This window comes from Streptomyces sp. NRRL S-118 (genome assembly GCF_000716335.1).
GTDB lineage: Bacteria > Actinomycetota > Actinomycetes > Streptomycetales > Streptomycetaceae > Streptomyces.
The window spans coordinates 238,920-254,319 of record NZ_KL591008.1 but is presented as its reverse complement, the minus strand read 5'-3'; the positions used below and the strand labels follow the sequence as shown (position 1 = coordinate 254,319).

13 protein-coding genes are annotated in these 15,400 nt (G+C 71.8%); 9 read left to right on the top strand and 4 right to left on the bottom strand.

Features of this window, described 5'->3' with window-relative positions:
- Positions 1 to 140 precede the first annotated feature (140 nt).
- From IH00_RS0116660 to IH00_RS0116650, 3 genes are all read left to right on the top strand, one after another.
- Positions 141 to 1,772 (top strand): ABC-F family ATP-binding cassette domain-containing protein, encoded by a 1,632-nt coding sequence (locus IH00_RS0116660; protein ID WP_031074297.1) that lies wholly within the window; start codon positions 141 to 143, stop codon positions 1,770 to 1,772.
- Positions 1,773 to 1,916: 144 nt separating this feature from the next.
- A complete protein-coding gene (gene ddaH / locus IH00_RS0116655) occupies positions 1,917 to 2,693 on the top strand; it encodes a dimethylargininase (RefSeq protein ID WP_031074296.1) in 777 nt (258 codons plus the stop codon).
- Positions 2,694 to 2,833: 140 nt separating this feature from the next.
- Positions 2,834 to 3,808: an acyl-ACP desaturase gene (locus IH00_RS0116650; protein ID WP_031074294.1), complete on the top strand. Its 975-nt coding sequence runs from the start codon at positions 2,834 to 2,836 to the stop codon at positions 3,806 to 3,808.
- A gap of 23 nt (positions 3,809 to 3,831) precedes the next feature.
- Here the strand turns inward: IH00_RS0116650 and IH00_RS0116645 are convergent, their stop codons facing one another.
- Positions 3,832 to 5,217 (bottom strand): SDR family NAD(P)-dependent oxidoreductase, encoded by a 1,386-nt coding sequence (locus IH00_RS0116645; protein WP_031074293.1) that lies wholly within the window; start codon positions 5,215 to 5,217, stop codon positions 3,832 to 3,834.
- 83 nt (positions 5,218 to 5,300) lie between these two features.
- On the opposite strand from IH00_RS0116645, the gene IH00_RS0116640 reads away from it, so the two are divergent.
- The 4 genes from IH00_RS0116640 (at position 5,301) to IH00_RS0116625 (ending at position 8,141) form a co-directional block, all read left to right on the top strand.
- On the top strand, positions 5,301 to 5,612 hold the full coding sequence (locus IH00_RS0116640) for a hypothetical protein (protein ID WP_031074290.1): 312 nt from the start codon (positions 5,301 to 5,303) through the stop codon (positions 5,610 to 5,612).
- Positions 5,605 to 6,831 carry a hypothetical protein gene (locus tag IH00_RS0116635; protein WP_052411424.1) on the top strand — a complete coding sequence of 409 codons (1,227 nt, stop codon included), beginning with the start codon at positions 5,605 to 5,607 and terminating at the stop codon, positions 6,829 to 6,831. Before IH00_RS0116640 ends, IH00_RS0116635 begins: the two co-directional genes overlap by 8 nt.
- A gap of 213 nt (positions 6,832 to 7,044) precedes the next feature.
- Positions 7,045 to 7,548, top strand: a complete 504-nt coding sequence (locus IH00_RS0116630; RefSeq protein ID WP_158827838.1) for a hypothetical protein — start codon at positions 7,045 to 7,047, stop codon at positions 7,546 to 7,548.
- The gene (locus IH00_RS0116625; RefSeq protein WP_031074283.1) at positions 7,545 to 8,141 is read left to right on the top strand and encodes a magnesium transporter; all 597 of its coding nucleotides are present in this window, start codon (positions 7,545 to 7,547) and stop codon (positions 8,139 to 8,141) included. The genes IH00_RS0116630 and IH00_RS0116625 overlap by 4 nt, the downstream gene beginning before the upstream one ends.
- Before the next feature lie 28 nt (positions 8,142 to 8,169).
- Here the strand turns inward: IH00_RS0116625 and IH00_RS0116620 are convergent, their stop codons facing one another.
- The 3 genes from IH00_RS0116620 to IH00_RS0116610 all read right to left on the bottom strand — a co-directional run bounded on the left by IH00_RS0116620 (position 8,170) and on the right by IH00_RS0116610 (position 10,408).
- On the bottom strand, positions 8,170 to 8,427 hold the full coding sequence (locus IH00_RS0116620) for a WhiB family transcriptional regulator (protein ID WP_031074281.1): 258 nt from the start codon (positions 8,425 to 8,427) through the stop codon (positions 8,170 to 8,172).
- A 119-nt stretch (positions 8,428 to 8,546) separates the two neighbouring features.
- Positions 8,547 to 9,335: a VOC family protein gene (locus tag IH00_RS0116615; RefSeq protein WP_031074280.1), complete on the bottom strand. Its 789-nt coding sequence runs from the start codon at positions 9,333 to 9,335 to the stop codon at positions 8,547 to 8,549.
- Positions 9,336 to 9,406: 71 nt separating this feature from the next.
- Entirely contained in the window at positions 9,407 to 10,408 is a 1,002-nt protein-coding gene (locus IH00_RS0116610; protein WP_039947011.1) for a multicopper oxidase domain-containing protein, read from the bottom strand.
- Positions 10,409 to 10,604: 196 nt separating this feature from the next.
- On the opposite strand from IH00_RS0116610, the gene IH00_RS0116605 reads away from it, so the two are divergent.
- Together IH00_RS0116605 and IH00_RS0116600 are read left to right on the top strand one after the other, a co-directional pair.
- A complete protein-coding gene (locus tag IH00_RS0116605; RefSeq protein WP_078887788.1) occupies positions 10,605 to 13,088 on the top strand; it encodes a ThuA domain-containing protein in 2,484 nt (827 codons plus the stop codon).
- Positions 13,089 to 13,135: 47 nt separating this feature from the next.
- Positions 13,136 to 15,304 carry an OmpL47-type beta-barrel domain-containing protein gene (locus tag IH00_RS0116600; RefSeq protein WP_078887804.1) on the top strand — a complete coding sequence of 723 codons (2,169 nt, stop codon included), beginning with the start codon at positions 13,136 to 13,138 and terminating at the stop codon, positions 15,302 to 15,304.
- Positions 15,305 to 15,400 lie beyond the last annotated feature (96 nt).

Below are 15,400 nucleotides of genomic sequence, written 5' to 3'. Positions count from 1 at the left end.
TCGCACAGCCGCGTTCGGCGGAATTGTGCGCGCTGATGTGTACGACCTCGGCGTACGAGCCGTCCCGCGACAGCGGCCACAACCGCCCGCGGTGTCTCACCCGTTGCACACCACCCCTTCCACGCAACAGGGAGACCCGTATGTCTTCATCCCCCACCTTCATCACCTGCACCGACCTCGCCTTCTCCTGGCCGGACGGCACCGAGGTCCTCGACGGGTTCCAGCTCGCCGTCGGACCTGGCAGGACCGGACTGATCGGCCTGAACGGCTCCGGCAAGTCGACCCTGCTGAGACTGATCGCCGGCGAACTCGCGCCGTCCCACGGCACGGTCCGCATCGCGGGCGACGTGGGGTACCTGCCGCAGAACGCCACCCTCGACACCACGCTCCGCGTCGACCAGGCGCTCGGCATCGCCGCCACCCGTGCCGCGCTGCACGCCATCGAGGCGGGTGACGCGAGCGAGGAGAACTTCACGGCCGTCGGCGACGACTGGGACGTGGAGGAACGGGCGCGTGCCCAGCTCGACCAGCTCGGGCTCGGGCACATCGGCCTGGACCGCACCATCGGCGAGGTGTCGGGCGGCGAGTGCGTGCTGCTGCGACTGGCGGCCCTCCTGCTGGCCCGGCCGGACGTGCTGCTGCTCGACGAACCGACGAACAACCTGGACCTGTACGCGCGCCGCCGGCTCCACGCGGCCGTCAGCGCCTGGTCCGGCGTCCTCGTCGTCGTCAGCCACGACCGTGAACTGCTGGAACTGGTCGACCGGATCGCCGACCTGCGCGACGGCGAAGTGGCCTGGTACGGCGGCAACTACGCGGACTACGAGGAGGCGCTGGCCGCCGAGCAGGAGGCGGCCGAGCGGATGGTCCGCGTGGCCGAGGCCGACGTACAGCGCCAGAAGCGGGAACTCGCCGACGCGCACGTGAAGCTGGCGCGGCGCAAGCGGTACGGCCAGAAGATGTTCGACACCAAGCGCGAACCGAAGATCGTGATGAACGCGCGCAAGCGGGCGGCCCAGGAGTCGGCCGGAAAGCACCGCATCATGCACACCCAGAAGCTCGCCGAGGCGAAGGAACGGCTCGACGAGGCGGTGGAGGCGGTACGGGACGACGACGAGATCCGCGTCGAACTGCCGTACACCACGGTCCCGCCGGGCCGGAGCGTCCTGCGGCTGTGCGACCTGCAGCTGCGGTACGGGGCCCGGGTCGCCGGCGAGTGGGAGCTGCGCGGCCCCGAACGGATCGCGCTGGTCGGGCGCAACGGCGCGGGCAAGACGACGCTGCTGCGGACGATCGCCGGGGAGCTGGAACCGCTGGCCGGCGAGGCGGTGGCGCACGTTCCGCTGCGCTTCCTGCCGCAGCGGCTCGACGTCCTCGACGACCGGCTGAGCGTGGTGGAGAACGTCGCCCGGTACGCGCCCGAGGCGACCGCCAACCACATCAGGGCCCGGCTCGCACGCTTCCTGTTCCGCGGCGCGCGTGCCGACCAGCCGGCCGGCACGCTGTCGGGCGGCGAGCGGTTCCGTGCGGCACTGGCCGCGCTGCTGCTGGCCGAGCCGGCACCGCAGCTGCTCATGCTGGACGAGCCGACGAACAACCTGGACATGGCGAGCGTACGGAAGCTCACGGCGGCGCTGGACGCGTACGAGGGCGCGCTGATCGTGGCCAGCCACGACGTGGCGTTCCTGGAGTCGATCGGCATCACGCGGTGGCTGCTGCTGGACGGCGAGTTGCGCCCGACGACGGCGGAGGAGGTGCTCATGGAGCGCTGACCGGCCGCCGTATGCCAGCGGGTCGCGGCGCACGGCCCGCACGGCCGGGACGGGCAGGTCGCGCGGGAGGGCGCGGACGGGTGGTTCGCGTAGGAGGGCCCGGACGGGGTAGGGGACGGCGGTCAGCGACTCCTGGAGGCCGCCATGCCCAGCACGAGAGCCCTGGTCCGCCGCCCGAGCCCGCGCCTCGCCGAGGGCCTGGTCACCCATCTGGAGCGCACGCCCGTGGACCCCGTCCGGGCACTCGCGCAGTGGGAGCAGTACGTCGGCGCGCTGCGCGAGCACGGCTGGGAGACCGTCGAGGTGGAGCCGGCCGACGACTGCCCGGACGGAGTGTTCGTCGAGGACACGGTGGTGATGTTCCGCAACGTCGCGCTGATCACCCGTCCCGGTGCCGCGTCGCGGCGTCCGGAGACGGCTGCCGTCGAGGAGACCGTGGCGCGGCTGGGCTGCTCGGTCAACTGGGTGTGGGAGCCCGGCACGCTCGACGGCGGCGACGTTCTGAAGATCGGCGACACCGTGTACGTGGGGCGGGGCGGCCGTACGAACGGGGCGGGCGTGCAGCAGTTGCGCGCGGCCTTCGAGCCGCTGGGCGCCCGGGTCGTCACCGTCCCGGTCAGCACGGTGCTGCACCTGAAATCGGCGGTGACGGCGCTGCCGGACGGCACCGTCGTCGGGTACGGGCCGCTGGTCGAGGAGCCCTCCCTCTTCCCTCGCTTCCTGCCGGTGCCGGAGGAGGCCGGCGGGCACGTGGTGCTCCTGGGCGGCGGGCGGCTGCTGATGTCGGCGAGCGCGCCGAAGTCGGCGGAGCTGTTCGCCGATCTGGGGTACACGCCCGTCGTCGTCGACATCAGCGAGTTCGAGAAGCTCGAAGGGTGCGTGACCTGCCTCTCCGTCCGCCTGCGCGACCTGTACTCATAACCGACCGTAACGACACATCCCCGGACCCGGGCTTGGCTGAGCCTTACGACGCGCTTAACCTACGGTCTCGTAACCTACGAAGCCGTAGGTAACACCCCCGGCAATTCCGTTTCCCCAGCCCCGTCCCCAGGAGCAACCGCATGACCCTCACCTCTCCCCACCTCGGCAGCTCGGACGCGTGGACCGACGCCCGGCTGCTGTACGCCCTGGAGGAGGTGGTCGAGAAGGAGCTCAACCGCCACCTGAAGGTCGTCAAGGACTGGATGCCGCACGAGTACGTCCCGTGGTCGGACGGCCGGAACTTCCCCGGCTTCTTCGAGGACGGCGAAGCCTGGCAGCCCGAACAGTCCAAGGTGACCGACATCGGCAGGATCGCGCTGGTCGTGAACCTGCTCACCGAGGACAACCTGCCCAGCTACCACCACGAGATCGCCACCCTCTTCGGGCGCGACGGCGCGTGGGGCACCTGGGTGCACCGCTGGACCGCCGAGGAGGGCCGCCACGGCATCGTCATGCGCGACTACCTGCTCGCCTCGCGGGCGGTGGACCCGGACCAGCTGGAGCAGTTCCGGATGGCGCACATGAGCGAGGGCTTCGAGTCGGACAACCGGCACTCGATGCTGCACTCGGTCGCGTACGTCGCCTTCCAGGAGCTCGCGACCCGCATCTCGCACCGCAACACCGGACACCAGTCCGGGGACCCGGTCTGCGACCGGATGCTGGCGCGCATCGCGACCGACGAGAACCTCCACATGGTCTTCTACCGGAACCTGCTCGGCGCCGCGTTCGAGCTCGCCCCCGACCTGACCATGCAGGCCGTACGGGACGTCGTCGTCAACTTCCGGATGCCCGGCCACGGCATGCCGGGCTTCGAGCGGGCGGCCGCGCAGATGGCCATCGGCGAGATCTACAACCTGCGCATCCACCACGACGACGTGCTGCAGCCGGTCCTGCGCTTCCTGAAGGTCCTGGAGATCGACGGGCTGGGCCCGGAGGGCCTGAAGGCGCAGGAGGAGCTGGGCCTGTACATGGACGGCCTGGACACGGAGGCGCGGAAGTTCGACGAGAAGCTCGCGGCGCGCAAGGCCCGGCTGGCGGCACGCGCGGCCGGCTGACCGGCTGACCCCGGCCGCACGCCTCACCAGGCCGCCGGCCGGTAGTCCTTCAGGAACACCCCGGCGACCGGCGCGCCCGCCTCGCCCCGCACGATCGGGTCGTAGACGCGGGCCGCGCCGTCCACCACGTCCAGCGGCGTGCGCGTACCGGCGGCGGCGATCCGCGCCTTGCGGGGCGCGGGGTTCTCATCGGTGATCCACCCGGTGTCGACGCTGCACATGTGCACGCCCTGGGTGGCGAGCTGCTCGGCGCTGGTGCGGGTGAGCATGTTGAGCGCGGCCTTGGCCATGTTGGTGTGCGGGTGACCCGCCGTCTTGTTGCGCACGGCGAACCGGCCCTCCACCGCGGTGACGTTGACGACGTAGCGGCGCGGGTGCGGCGAGGCGAGCAGCAGCGGCAGCAGGCGGTCGCAGAGCAGCGCCGGCGCGAGGGCGTTGACGAGCTGGGTCTCCAGCAGCTCGGCGGGGTCGAGCTCCCCGAGCCGTACGGACCAGGAGTTCCGCGGTGCGGGGTCGGGCAGCAGCCCGGCCTCGTCCGTCGCGCCCTGCACGCCTTTGTCGCAGCTCAAGCCGCTCAAGCCGCTCTCGCCGTCGAGTACGAGAGCGAGGGCGCCGCCCGTCGCGGCCGGCAGGGCCGGGGCGTGTCCGGGTGCGGTGATGACGGCCCCCGGCAGCTCGCCGCGCTCCCCCGCGCGCAGTGCGGCGTACGACTCGGGCGGCCTGCGTATCGTCTGGGCGGCGTTGTTGACGAGGATGTCCAGCGGCCGGCCGTCGGCGAGCAGGTGGTCGCACAGGCCGAGGACCTGGCGGGGGTCGCGCAGGTCGATGGCGACGACCGTGAGCCGGTCGAGCCACCGCTCGCTGCCCTCGGCGGCGCGGAACCGGCGCAGGGTGTCGTGCGGGAAGCGGCTGGTGACGAGGAGCTCGGCGCCGTCCCGGAGCATCATCAGGGCGAGCTGGAACCCTATCTTCACGCGGCCGCCGGTGAGCAGCGCCCGGCGCCCCGAGAGGTCGGTGGTGAGGGCGCGGCGGGCGGCGTTGTCGGCGGCGCAGCCCGGGCACAGGCGGTGGTAGAACGCGTCGGCCCGGTGGTACTGCGTCTTGCAGACGTAGCAGTACCGCGGCTTGGCGTACTCGCCGACGGTGCCGCGCCGCGTGGGCAGCGGCGCGTCCTCGCGCCGGTCGGTCGCGCCGGTGGCGGTGGCGGCGGAGATCGCGGCGTCGGCCGCGGACCGGGCGTGCCGCCGGGCCTTGCGGCGCTTGTTGCGGCTCTCGCGGGCGAAGGTGGCGGCGAGCTCCTCACCCCGCTTGCGGATCGGGTCGTCCAGGGGAAGGGCGCGCAGGCCCTCCACCGTACGGCCGAACGCGGCCAGCTCGTCCTCGCCGACTGTGCACTGATGCTGCTCCATGCGCACGTGATCCTAACGATCACCACTCTTGAGTGGTACGGCATTTTCTGTGCTTTGCCGCCGGTCTGCCAGGGTGGTCGGCCATGGACTCTGCTCTTCCGGATCTCCGTGTGGACCTCGATCAGCTGGGCCGCTTCTCCCGTTCGCTGGGGGAATCGCTCACCTCCCTCGGGGAGGCCAGACAGGCGCTGGAGCACGTACGGGCGGACCAGCTCGGCACGGAGGAGCTGGACGAGGCGTGCGACGGCTTCCAGGACCGCTGGAAGTACGGGGCGGAGCAGCTGGGCGTCCGGATCAAGGCGATCCACGAAGGCGTGCGGCTGAGCCACCAGGGGTACGCCCAGCTCGAGCGAGCCATCGAGGCCGCGTTCCGGGCGGTGGGGCGCCGTGACTGACACGTCGTTCCCCCACCTGGGCTGGAACCCCGCGCCGGGCAGCCCCGCGGAGATCGCCGCGCTCCGCTCGAAGCTGACGGCCTCCGCGTCCGCGCTGGGCACGGCGTACCGCCTCGTGGACCAGCTGCTGAACGAGAGCTCCTACTGGAAGGGCGACGCCGCGGACGCCTTCCGCGCGGCCCTGACGGGCGACCTCCCGCGCTACCTGCGCAACGCCCACCGCTCCCTGACCAAGGCGGCGGGCCGGCTGGGCTCGTGGCACGACGACCTGGTCGCCTACCAGGCGACGGCCCGCGGCTACGAAGCCCGGGCGGGGGTCCATGCGAAGGCCCTGCGCGCGGCGGAATCCGCCCACTCCTCGACGACGGCCCGCGCGGACGCCTCGGCGGCCGAGGTCACCTCCGCGGCGACCGCCCTCACCCGGGCGAGGGAAGCCCTCTCCGACGTGCGCCGCCTCGCCCGCGAGCTGGAGGAGACCCACCGCGCGGAAGCGAGCCGTATCGCCAAGGCCCTGGACGAGGCGACGGACAGGCTGGCACCGAAGGAGCCGGGGCTTCTGGACCGGGCACTGGGGTGGGTGGACAGGAATCTGGGGGACGGCCTGAGCGCCCTGTCCGCACTCGCGGGCCTCATCGCCGTCTTCGCGACCGGTACCGCGCTGGTTCCGTTGCTCTTCGTCGCCGCGGGGTTGAGTCTGGCCGCGCTGGTCACTCATGCGAGTGACCCGAAGATCCAGAAGGCCTTGGCCGCGGGCTTCACCGAAGGGAAGTTCGACGCGAAGTTCTGGAGTGCGGCCGTGACGCTCGGGGGTGACGCTCTGGGGAGCCTGCCAGGGGTGGGTGCCGTGGCCAAGGGAGCGAAGGGCGCAGTGGCCGCGGCGCGGCAGGGCACGGCAGCGGGCCGAGGTGTGTCCGCGAGCGCCCGGGACGCGGCTCAGGTGATGCGTACGGATTCCGCAGCGGCGATGCAGCACATCAATGACGCACCCAAACCGCTGGTGGAGTGGGCAGCACGTCACACCAGGCCGACCGCCGCGCGGCCCATCACCGCCGGCCTGGCCGGTACGGGTCTTGCCGCGGCAGGCATGGACCTCACCCCCGCGGGCGACGACGAGACGGCAAAGGGAACCGCGACCGCTGTCGATGGTGCTCGTCTCGCAGGTGCCGAAGCACCCAATGCTGTCAGCGCTGCCCGCGCCTGGGCACGGTTCACTCCCTGACGAAAGGAGGCCGGAATGGCCCCGGTACAACCCCCCACCACCACGGACGCGGCGACCGACGACTGCTGGTTCCGCTTGCCACCGGGTTTCACCGATGTCGCTCTTGACGGACTGGAGGAGCTGGGGGAGCGCCTGCACGGCGAACCGCCCCCCTTCCCTTCGGCAGCGGGCGCGTGGGATCGGCGCCTCGACGAGAGCCGGGCCTTGCTCCGCATGCTCGAGGACGCACGGCTCGGTGGCGTCATGCACGCCTCTTTCGGCGTGCATGCGGACGAGGCAGCGGCCCCGTGCATTTCCCTGCTGACGCTTTCCGACATCGACACCGGTGCACCGACTCCTGCGCTTGCCGTCGCTCAATGCGGCCTCCGCATGGCCGGTCCGGCCCTCGGCGAGGTGCAAGCAGCCCGTTTCCTCACGCTTCCCTGTGAACGGCCGGCTGCTCTGACGACATGCCTGCTGCCCGCTCCCCCGCAGCGGGTGAGCGACGTCGCGGGCCTCCTTCCAGCCGGCGCCGTGGTGTTCCAGGCCCGCGTGGCCATCGCCCGGCCGCAAGGATCCCGTGTGGTGATCACCGATCTGACCACCACTGCTGTGCCGATGGCGGATGAGTACACCGAGATCGCCCTGGGCGTGGCCGGGACCGTGAGCTTCGTCGACCCCGACCCGCGGCCACAGGCGGACGTCCGTCCGAGCCGGCTCCTGGAGGCACTGCTGTGACCGGCCCCGCACCCGGTGTCCTGCTGGCCAAAACCGCATGGGAGCACCCGCCGACGGAAGCCGGGTACCGCCGGCTCGTCAGACGGCGGACGCTCGCATTTCTGAGCACGCTCGTCCTGCCCGCCCTTGCCATCGCTCTGTCGACACGGTTCCTCGACGGCGACGACGCCATCGGGCTCACGGTGATGAGCTTCATCGGGGGGCTGGTCACTGCCTTGTTCCTGGGCCTGGCTCTTCCCGGCGTGGCTCGCACCGGCCGGATCCTGCGGTGCTACGGCTGGCGCGCCTATCCCTGCACGTATGTTCCCCGGAGCAGGGAGGACCTCATGGTGATCTCGTTCGGTCCCGGGGCCGATGTCGTCATGTTCCCCGCCCCGTTCCGTTGCGATCTCCGGGCCAAGCGGAACGACCACCCGGCCTACATCTGGTTCGCGGGGGACCCCCGCTGCGGCGGCGTGGTCTCGCCCGTGGGCGGCCACTACCCGCAGCGCGTCCTCACCAAGGAAAGCCCGCCGGCAGCAGCGGTCGCCCCGCCCGTGGCGGAGCGCGCCGGTCTGGCCAGGCGCGGGCGGTATCTGCGCCGCTGGTGCTGACATCGCGCCGGGCGGCCCGGCGGGCCCGTCAGCGGCCGCCCCGCTTCAGCTCGTACCGCTCCTTCTCCGACAGCCCGCCCCACACCCCGAACCGCTCGTCATGGGCGAGGGCGTACTCGAGGCACGCCTCGCGGCCCTCGCAGGCGGCGCAGAGGCGTTTGGCCTCGCGGGTGGAGGAGCCGGGGTCCGGGAAGAAGAACTCCGGGCCCGTCTGGGCGCACAGGGCCGTCTCCTGCCAGGGGAGCCGGCTGGTGGTCGACGTCAGGACGGTGGTGTTGATCGGCATGCCGACCACGCTGCCCCGGAGCGATAAACAGCTCCTCAACGAAGGATCAACGCGGCGCGCCGCGCGTCCTCGTATCGCTCCTCGTCAGCATGGGGCTCCATGGCGTGATCGGCAAGGGGTCAGCCGCCCGGCGCGCCGCTGTGGATGACGGCGAAGCGGGCGCCGTAGGGGTCGGTCAGCCGCGCGAGGCGGCCGATGCCGTCGAGGTCCGTCGGGGGCAGGCGCACCGTGCCGCCGAGGTGTTCGGTGCGGGCCGCGGTGGCGTCCGGGTCGGGGACCTCGATGTACGGCGTCCAGTGCGGGCCCGTCCCGGAGGGGCCCGCGGCGAGCGGTACGACTCCGCCGAAGGAGGTGTCGTGGACAGCGCCGGGCGGGGTGAGCAGCAGGTACGAGCCGGTGCCGTCGGGGAGCGGGACGGTGGCGGAGTCGACGCCGAGGACCGCTCCGTAGAAGGCCATGGCGGAGGGGACGTCGCGGGTGTGGAGCTCGGTCCAGCACAGGGCGCCGGGCTCGTCGACCGCGCCGAAGCCCGGGCCGGTGCCGGTTTGCAGGACGGCGAACCCGGCGCCGGCCGGGTCGGTGCAGAGGGCCGTCCGGCCGAGTCCGGAGACGTGGGCCGGCTCCTGGTCGACGGTTCCGCCGCCCGCCCGCACCGCCCGGGCGGTGGCGTCGGCGTCCCGGGTGCGGAAGTAGACGGTCCACTGGGACGCCGCCGCGGGCGGGACGGGCCTGATGCCCGCGACGGCCTTGCCGTCGTGCCGGAACACGCCGTACGCCCCGGCCCCGGGGGCCGGGGAGGTCAGGGTCCAGTCGAACAGGCCGGCGTAGAAGGACTCCGCGCCCGCGAGGTCGGGTGTGGCGAGGTCCAGCCAGGTGGGAGCACCGTCGAGGTCACGGGTGGTGAGCATGGGCCGAGTGTGCAGCGGACGGCGCCGCGCCGCACCGGGACACGCCCGCACGCGCCGCAGGTGACGTGGCGTCAGTGGGCGTGGCCCTGACGGCCGGAGGTCGGGGGCGACGCCGTCGGGTGGTGCGGTTCGTAGCCCGGGATCGTGCCGTCCGGTCTGGCCACCAGGAACAGGCCGGCCATCCCCATGTCGGAGTGGCTCTGCACGTGGCAGTGGTACATCCAGGCTCCGGCGCCGACCCCTTCGCCCGCGATGATCTGGAAGCCGAAGGAGTCGGCAGGACCGGTGATCTTGTTGTCGATGACTGGGCTGGGGTCGTCGGGTCCGGTGAGCATGCCGGTGCGGTTGTCCGCCCAGCGGTGACCGTGCATATGGAAGGTGTGGTAGTACTCGCCATGCGTGATCATGATGATCTCGACCCGCTCCCCCACGGTGGCACGGAAGTCGGGACTCCGGTGACCGGGCCGGTTGTTGATCGTCATGTCGTTGAAGACGATCGTGAACTGCTTGTCGGGGAGGACGTCCCCCTGGCGCCGCACGACGACCGGCCCGTACAGCCCCTTGCGGATGCCGCCGGTGCCGTGGTCCGTCCCGACGACATGGTCGTGGTAGTGCCAGTAACCCGCGCTGCCGGCCCGCCAGGTGCCGTCCTTGCGGCGGCCGGGGGCGTGGGTGCGCCAGGTGTACGTTCGGGTCCCGCCGGGCTCGACGTGGCTGCGGTTCAGCTTCGTACCGTCGCTGGCGGTGTCGTAGTCGACGCCGTGGACGTGGAGGCTGGCCGGGACGTCCATGGTGTTCTCGAACTCGATGTGGAGGGTGTCCCCTTCGTTGAGCTCGATCAGCGGCCCGGGGATGGTGGCCTTGCCCTTCTCCAGGGCGTACCCCATCTGACCGTCCGCCAGCTTCTCGGCGTAGAACTTCAGATGCCGCACCTGGCCGCCCGCCGGAGCGGTCCGCGGGGGCGTCGCGGCCGACGCGGCATCCGGCGCGGAGGCGAGGGACAACGATGTCACACCGGTCGCGGCGACCGCCCCCGATGCCAGCAGCCGCCGGTTGAAGCTCCGTCTGTCCATGCCGAACTCCCCAGTACGGTGCGGAGACTGACGGGGCGCAGGAGCCCCCGGGAACGGCCTCACCGTAGCCCCGGGAGATTCGTTTTTCCACAGCCAGGACAAAGTTCGCACGATTGATGCCAGGCTATTGGCGTGTCACGGAAAGAGGTCTAGCTTCGTCGTCGTTTGCTGTGACCACAGAGGGGTGGGTAAGCACATGCACCGTGCACCACATCACTGGTCGACAACCCGCCGCGGTGCGGCCGCGGCTCTGGCCGCGGCCGCCCTGACGGCCTCCCTGCTCGGCGGTACGGCCGCCACCGCGGACCCTCGTCCGAGCGCGCCGCGGACAACGTTGTCGGTGCCCTCACCGCCGGGTGGGTCCGCCGTCCGCGTCCTGGTGTTCCATGCCTCGGCCGGCGCCGAGCCCCCCACCGTCGACGCCGGTATCGCGGCCATCGAGGCCATCGGGCAGTCGGGGCCGGAGGCTCAGCGCTTCCGGATCGATGCGACGGACGACGCCTCGGTCTTCACCGACGTCCGCCGGCTCGGCCGGTACAACGCGATCGCCTTCCTGACGGGCGGCGGCGATGTGCTCGACCCGGAGCAGGAGGCGGGCCTGGAGGCCTACATGGAAGCGGGCGGCGGCTTCCTCGGCATCCATGACGCGGCCCGCGCGGAGCCGTACTCGGAGTGGTTCACCGGCCTGGTCGGGGCCCGGCCCGCCGCCGGGAGCCCCGCCGCCGTCCAGCGCGCGACCGTCGAGGTCGGCGACCGGCAGCACCCCGCGACCCGGCAGCTCCCGCTGCACTGGAAGCGTCCCGACAAGTGGCTGAACTGGACGGTCAATCCTTCCGGCACCGTGCACACGGTGGCGCGCGTGCGGGAGAGCACGTACCAGCCGGGGGCGAGTGCCAACGGGTGGGACCATCCCGTCTCGTGGTGCCGTGACTACGACGGCGGCCGCTCCTTCTACACCGGGATGGGCGGCACGGCGGCTTCGTTCGCCGAGACCGACTTCCGCGAGCACCTGCGCGGCGCGCTGCTGTGGACGACGCGGCTGTCCCGCGCCGACTGCAAGGCGAGCATCGACGCCCACTACACCGCGGAGCGGCTCACCCAGCCCAACCAGCCGGGACGGAACGACCAGATCGGCGAGCCGCACGGCCTGGTCGCCGCCCCGGACGGCCGCATCCTGTACATCGGGCGCGGCGGCGCCGACTCCTCCCGGCCGGTGGTCACCGACTGGAACGATCCGGACATCGGCAAGGGCAGCGGCGAGATCCACGTCTACGACCCGAAGACGAAGAAGGTGCAGCTCGCGGGCGCGCTGACGGTCTTCGGCAACAAGGGCGGCGGCGACGAGCTGACCAAGAACGAGGAGGGACTCCTCGGTATCGAGGTCGATCCGGGCTTCCTGTCCAACGGCTGGGTGTACCTCCACTACACGCCCCACTCCAGGATCGACCGCGACACCCGCATGGCCGAGCGGTACGTCTCCCGCTTCACCCTCGACCTGGCCACCAACAAGCTGGACCCGGCCAGCGAGAAGGTGCTGCTGAAATGGCCGGTCCAGATCCACAGCTGCTGCCACGCGGGCGGTGGCATGACGTGGGACTCCAAGGGCAACCTGTACATCGCCACGGGGGACAACAACTCCAGTGGCTTCAGCTCCGGTTACTCCGGCAACAATCCGGAACCGCGCTTCAAGGGCGTCTCCTTCGCGGACGCCCGCCGGACGTCCGGCAACACCAACAACCTCAACGGCAAGATCCTGCGCATCCACCCCGAGGACGACGGGACGTACACCCTCCCGGAGGGCAACCTGTTCACCGGCAGGGAGACGGACGAGGGTGGCGGCAAGACGCGCGGCGAGATCTACGTGATGGGCGTGCGCAACCCCGCGCGCATCTTCGTCGACCGGACGACGGACATCCTGTACGCGGGGTGGGTCGGCCCGGACGCCGGTGCTCCGTCGACCACATGGGGGCCGGCCAAGTACGACACGTTCGCCGCCATCACCAAGGCGGGCAACCACGGCTGGCCGTACTGCATGGGCAACAACCAGCCCTACCGGGACCGCAACCTGCCCGACCCGGACAAGCCGCTCGGCTGGTACGACTGCGCCGCGCCGAGGAACGAGTCGCCGCACAACGACGGGCTGGTGAACCTGCCGCCCGTCACGCCGAACTCCATCTGGTACTCGCCCCAGGGGGGCGGTGTGGACTACCCCCGCGACGCCCGGGGCGTCCCCAGCTACCGCACGGAGGAGCAGAAGCTGCTCCTGCCGTGGCTCAAGGGCGGGGGCCAGGCGACCATGAACGGTCCGGTGTACCGGTACGACGCGGCGTCCCCCAGCACGGTCAAGTGGCCGGAGTACTGGGACGGCAAGTGGTTCGTGGGGGACTTCTACGACGGTGACCAGCCGCGCCACGCGGTCCTGATGGACCCGAGGACGATCGGCAAGGGCGGACTGCCCGCCCACGCCGAGTCGCTGAAGAAGATCATCCCGGTCGGGGCGAACGGCATCCGCAACCTGATGGACTGGAAGTTCGCCCCCGACGGTTCGCTGTACGTCCTCGACTACGGCCGCGGCTTCTTCACCTCCGACTCCAGGTCCGCGCTGTGGCGCGTGACCTACAAGGGTGGCGGGCCGACGCCCGCCGCCGACGACCTCGCGCGGAAGGCGGCAGCGCAGTGAGGCACCGCTCACCCACTCTGTGGACGGCCCTGCTCGCCTCGCTGCTGATGGTGCTGGGGCTGACCTCCACGGCGGCGCACGGCCGCCCGGACCCGGGCGCGGCGGGCCCGGCGGCCGCGGCGGAGCAGGTGCTCACCTGGACCGCCGGGGACCCCATCGACCGCTACCTGACCTTCCCGGCCACCGCGGTGGCGGGCCCGGCGACGATCGTCTTCGAGAACAGCGCGGCCACCGGCAACACCACCGGAATGCCGCACACCCTGACGTTCGACGTCTCCGACCCCGAGTACAACAACGACGTCCAGCTGAACATCCTGGCCAATCCCGGCGACGGCCAGGGCGGCAGGCACACCGCCCAGGTCACGCTGACGCCCGGCCGGTACCGCTTCCACTGCACGATCCCGGGACACGGCGCCATGCAGGGCATCCTCACCGTGACCGACCCGGGCGGCGGCGAGGACACCACCGCGCCCGAGACCTCGGTGAAGGTCGAGGGGGAGCGCGACGCCGGCGGCGCGTACATCGGCCATGCCGGCGTCACCGTCTCGGCGACGGACGGCGGCTCGGGCGTGGCGAGGATCGAGTACGCGATCGGGGCCGGTGGGCCCTGGCAGGCGTACACCGCCCCGGTGATGGTCCACGAGGTCGGCAGCCACACCATCCGTTACCGGGCCACCGACAAGGCAGGGAACACGTCCCCGGAGAAGGTGGTGGACTTCCGTGTGGTGGCGCCCCCGACCGACGACAGGACCGCGCCGGAGACGTCGGCGACGGTGAGCGGCGAGAAGGACGACCAGGGCCGGTACCTGGGGATGGCGACGGTCACCGTCAGCGCGTCCGACACCGGCTCGGGGGTCAACACGATCGAGTACGCGATCGGGGCCGGCGGCGCCTGGCAGGCGTACACCGCGCCGGTCATGGTCCACGAGGTGGGCGGGCACACCGTGCGGTACCGTGCGGCCGATCGGGCGGGGAACGTGGCGGCGGAGAAGTCCGTGCAGTTCACCGTGGTGGCGCCGCCCACGCAGGACAGGACGCCGCCCACGACGGCGGCCGGCGTGACGGGCGGGAGGAATTCGGACGGCGCGTACATCACCAGCGCCACGGTGACGGTCACGGCGACCGACTCCGGCGGCTCGGGGGTGGACCGGATCGAGTACTCCCTGGACGGCGGGCCGTACCTGGCGTACACGGCGCCGGTCGTCGTCGACCGGGTGGGCCACCACACGGTGCTGCACCGGGCCACGGACAAGGCGGGCAACACCTCGGCGGCGCAGCGGGTGAGCTTCGACGTGGCGGAGGGGGGCGGGGTCCCGGCGCCCGCCTGCCCCGAGCACGACGAGCGGCTCACCGTCATCGTCGGCACGGTCGACTCGGGTGTACCGAACCGGATGACCCGCAGCCGGTGCACCGTCAACGAGCTCATCGAGGACGAGAAGGACTGGTCCTCGCACGCGCTGTTCCTGAAGCACGTGGACGCGGTGCTCGACAGGCTGCTGGCCGAGGGGGTGATCGACGCGCGGGAGCACCGGACGGTCCACCGGGCGGCCAAGGAGTCCGGAATCGGCAGGCCCGGCCGGACCGAGGGCTACCGCACGCTCTTCGACGGCTCGGCGGAGACCTTCTCCGCATGGCAGCACGTGGGCGGCGGCGCGTTCGCCCTGAACGGTGACGGCTCGATGACCAGCAGCACCACGGTCCCCGGCATGGGCATGCTGTGGTTCCCCCGGCGGCAGTACGGGGACTTCTCGCTGAAGCTCCGGTGGCGGGACGACGCCCCGGGCACGGGGCACGCCAATTCTGGTGTGTTCGTGCGCTTCCCGTACGTCCACGAGCACCCGGAGGAGTCGCGGCCCGAGTGGGTCGCCATCAAGTTCGGGCACGAGGTGCAGATCCTGGACCGGCCGGACGGCGACATGTACAAGACGGGCTCGGTCTACGGGTTCGACCGGGTGGGGCTCGGCGGCGCGGGGGTCACCCCCAAGGGGACCTGGAACGACTACGAGATCCGGGTGGAGGGCCAGCACTACTCGGTCTTCCGCAACGGCGTGCTGATCAACGAGTTCGACAACACCGGCGGACAGGAGTTCCGGCCCGCGCGGGACGGCGACCCCGGCACGGACGGCCGGCGGTACGCCACCGGCTACATCGGCCTCCAGGTCCACGGCACGACGGACGTGGTGTCGTACCGCGACATCCGGGTCAAGGAGCTGTGACCACCGGTCGGTGAACTCGGGTCCGGGTCGGTCCGCCTTGTCGGCACCGGTCCGGGTCGGTCCGCGTCCTCGGCACCGGTCCGGGGTGGGTCCGCC

What these genes read in the sequence shown, in the direction of transcription:
- IH00_RS0116660 (WP_031074297.1), top strand. Translation starts at nt 141, where the DNA reads ATGTCTTCATCCCCCACCTTCATCACCTGCACCGACCTCGCCTTCTCC.
- ddaH (WP_031074296.1), top strand. Translation starts at nt 1,917, where the DNA reads ATGCCCAGCACGAGAGCCCTGGTCCGCCGCCCGAGCCCGCGCCTCGCC.
- IH00_RS0116650 (WP_031074294.1), top strand. Translation starts at nt 2,834, where the DNA reads ATGACCCTCACCTCTCCCCACCTCGGCAGCTCGGACGCGTGGACCGAC.
- IH00_RS0116645 (WP_031074293.1), bottom strand. Translation starts at nt 5,217, where the DNA reads ATGGAGCAGCATCAGTGCACAGTCGGCGAGGACGAGCTGGCCGCGTTC.
- IH00_RS0116640 (WP_031074290.1), top strand. Translation starts at nt 5,301, where the DNA reads ATGGACTCTGCTCTTCCGGATCTCCGTGTGGACCTCGATCAGCTGGGC.
- IH00_RS0116630 (WP_158827838.1), top strand. Translation starts at nt 7,045, where the DNA reads ATGCTCGAGGACGCACGGCTCGGTGGCGTCATGCACGCCTCTTTCGGC.
- IH00_RS0116620 (WP_031074281.1), bottom strand. Translation starts at nt 8,427, where the DNA reads ATGCCGATCAACACCACCGTCCTGACGTCGACCACCAGCCGGCTCCCC.
- IH00_RS0116615 (WP_031074280.1), bottom strand. Translation starts at nt 9,335, where the DNA reads ATGCTCACCACCCGTGACCTCGACGGTGCTCCCACCTGGCTGGACCTC.
- IH00_RS0116610 (WP_039947011.1), bottom strand. Translation starts at nt 10,408, where the DNA reads ATGGACAGACGGAGCTTCAACCGGCGGCTGCTGGCATCGGGGGCGGTC.
- IH00_RS0116605 (WP_078887788.1), top strand. Translation starts at nt 10,605, where the DNA reads ATGCACCGTGCACCACATCACTGGTCGACAACCCGCCGCGGTGCGGCC.
- IH00_RS0116600 (WP_078887804.1), top strand. Translation starts at nt 13,136, where the DNA reads ATGGTGCTGGGGCTGACCTCCACGGCGGCGCACGGCCGCCCGGACCCG.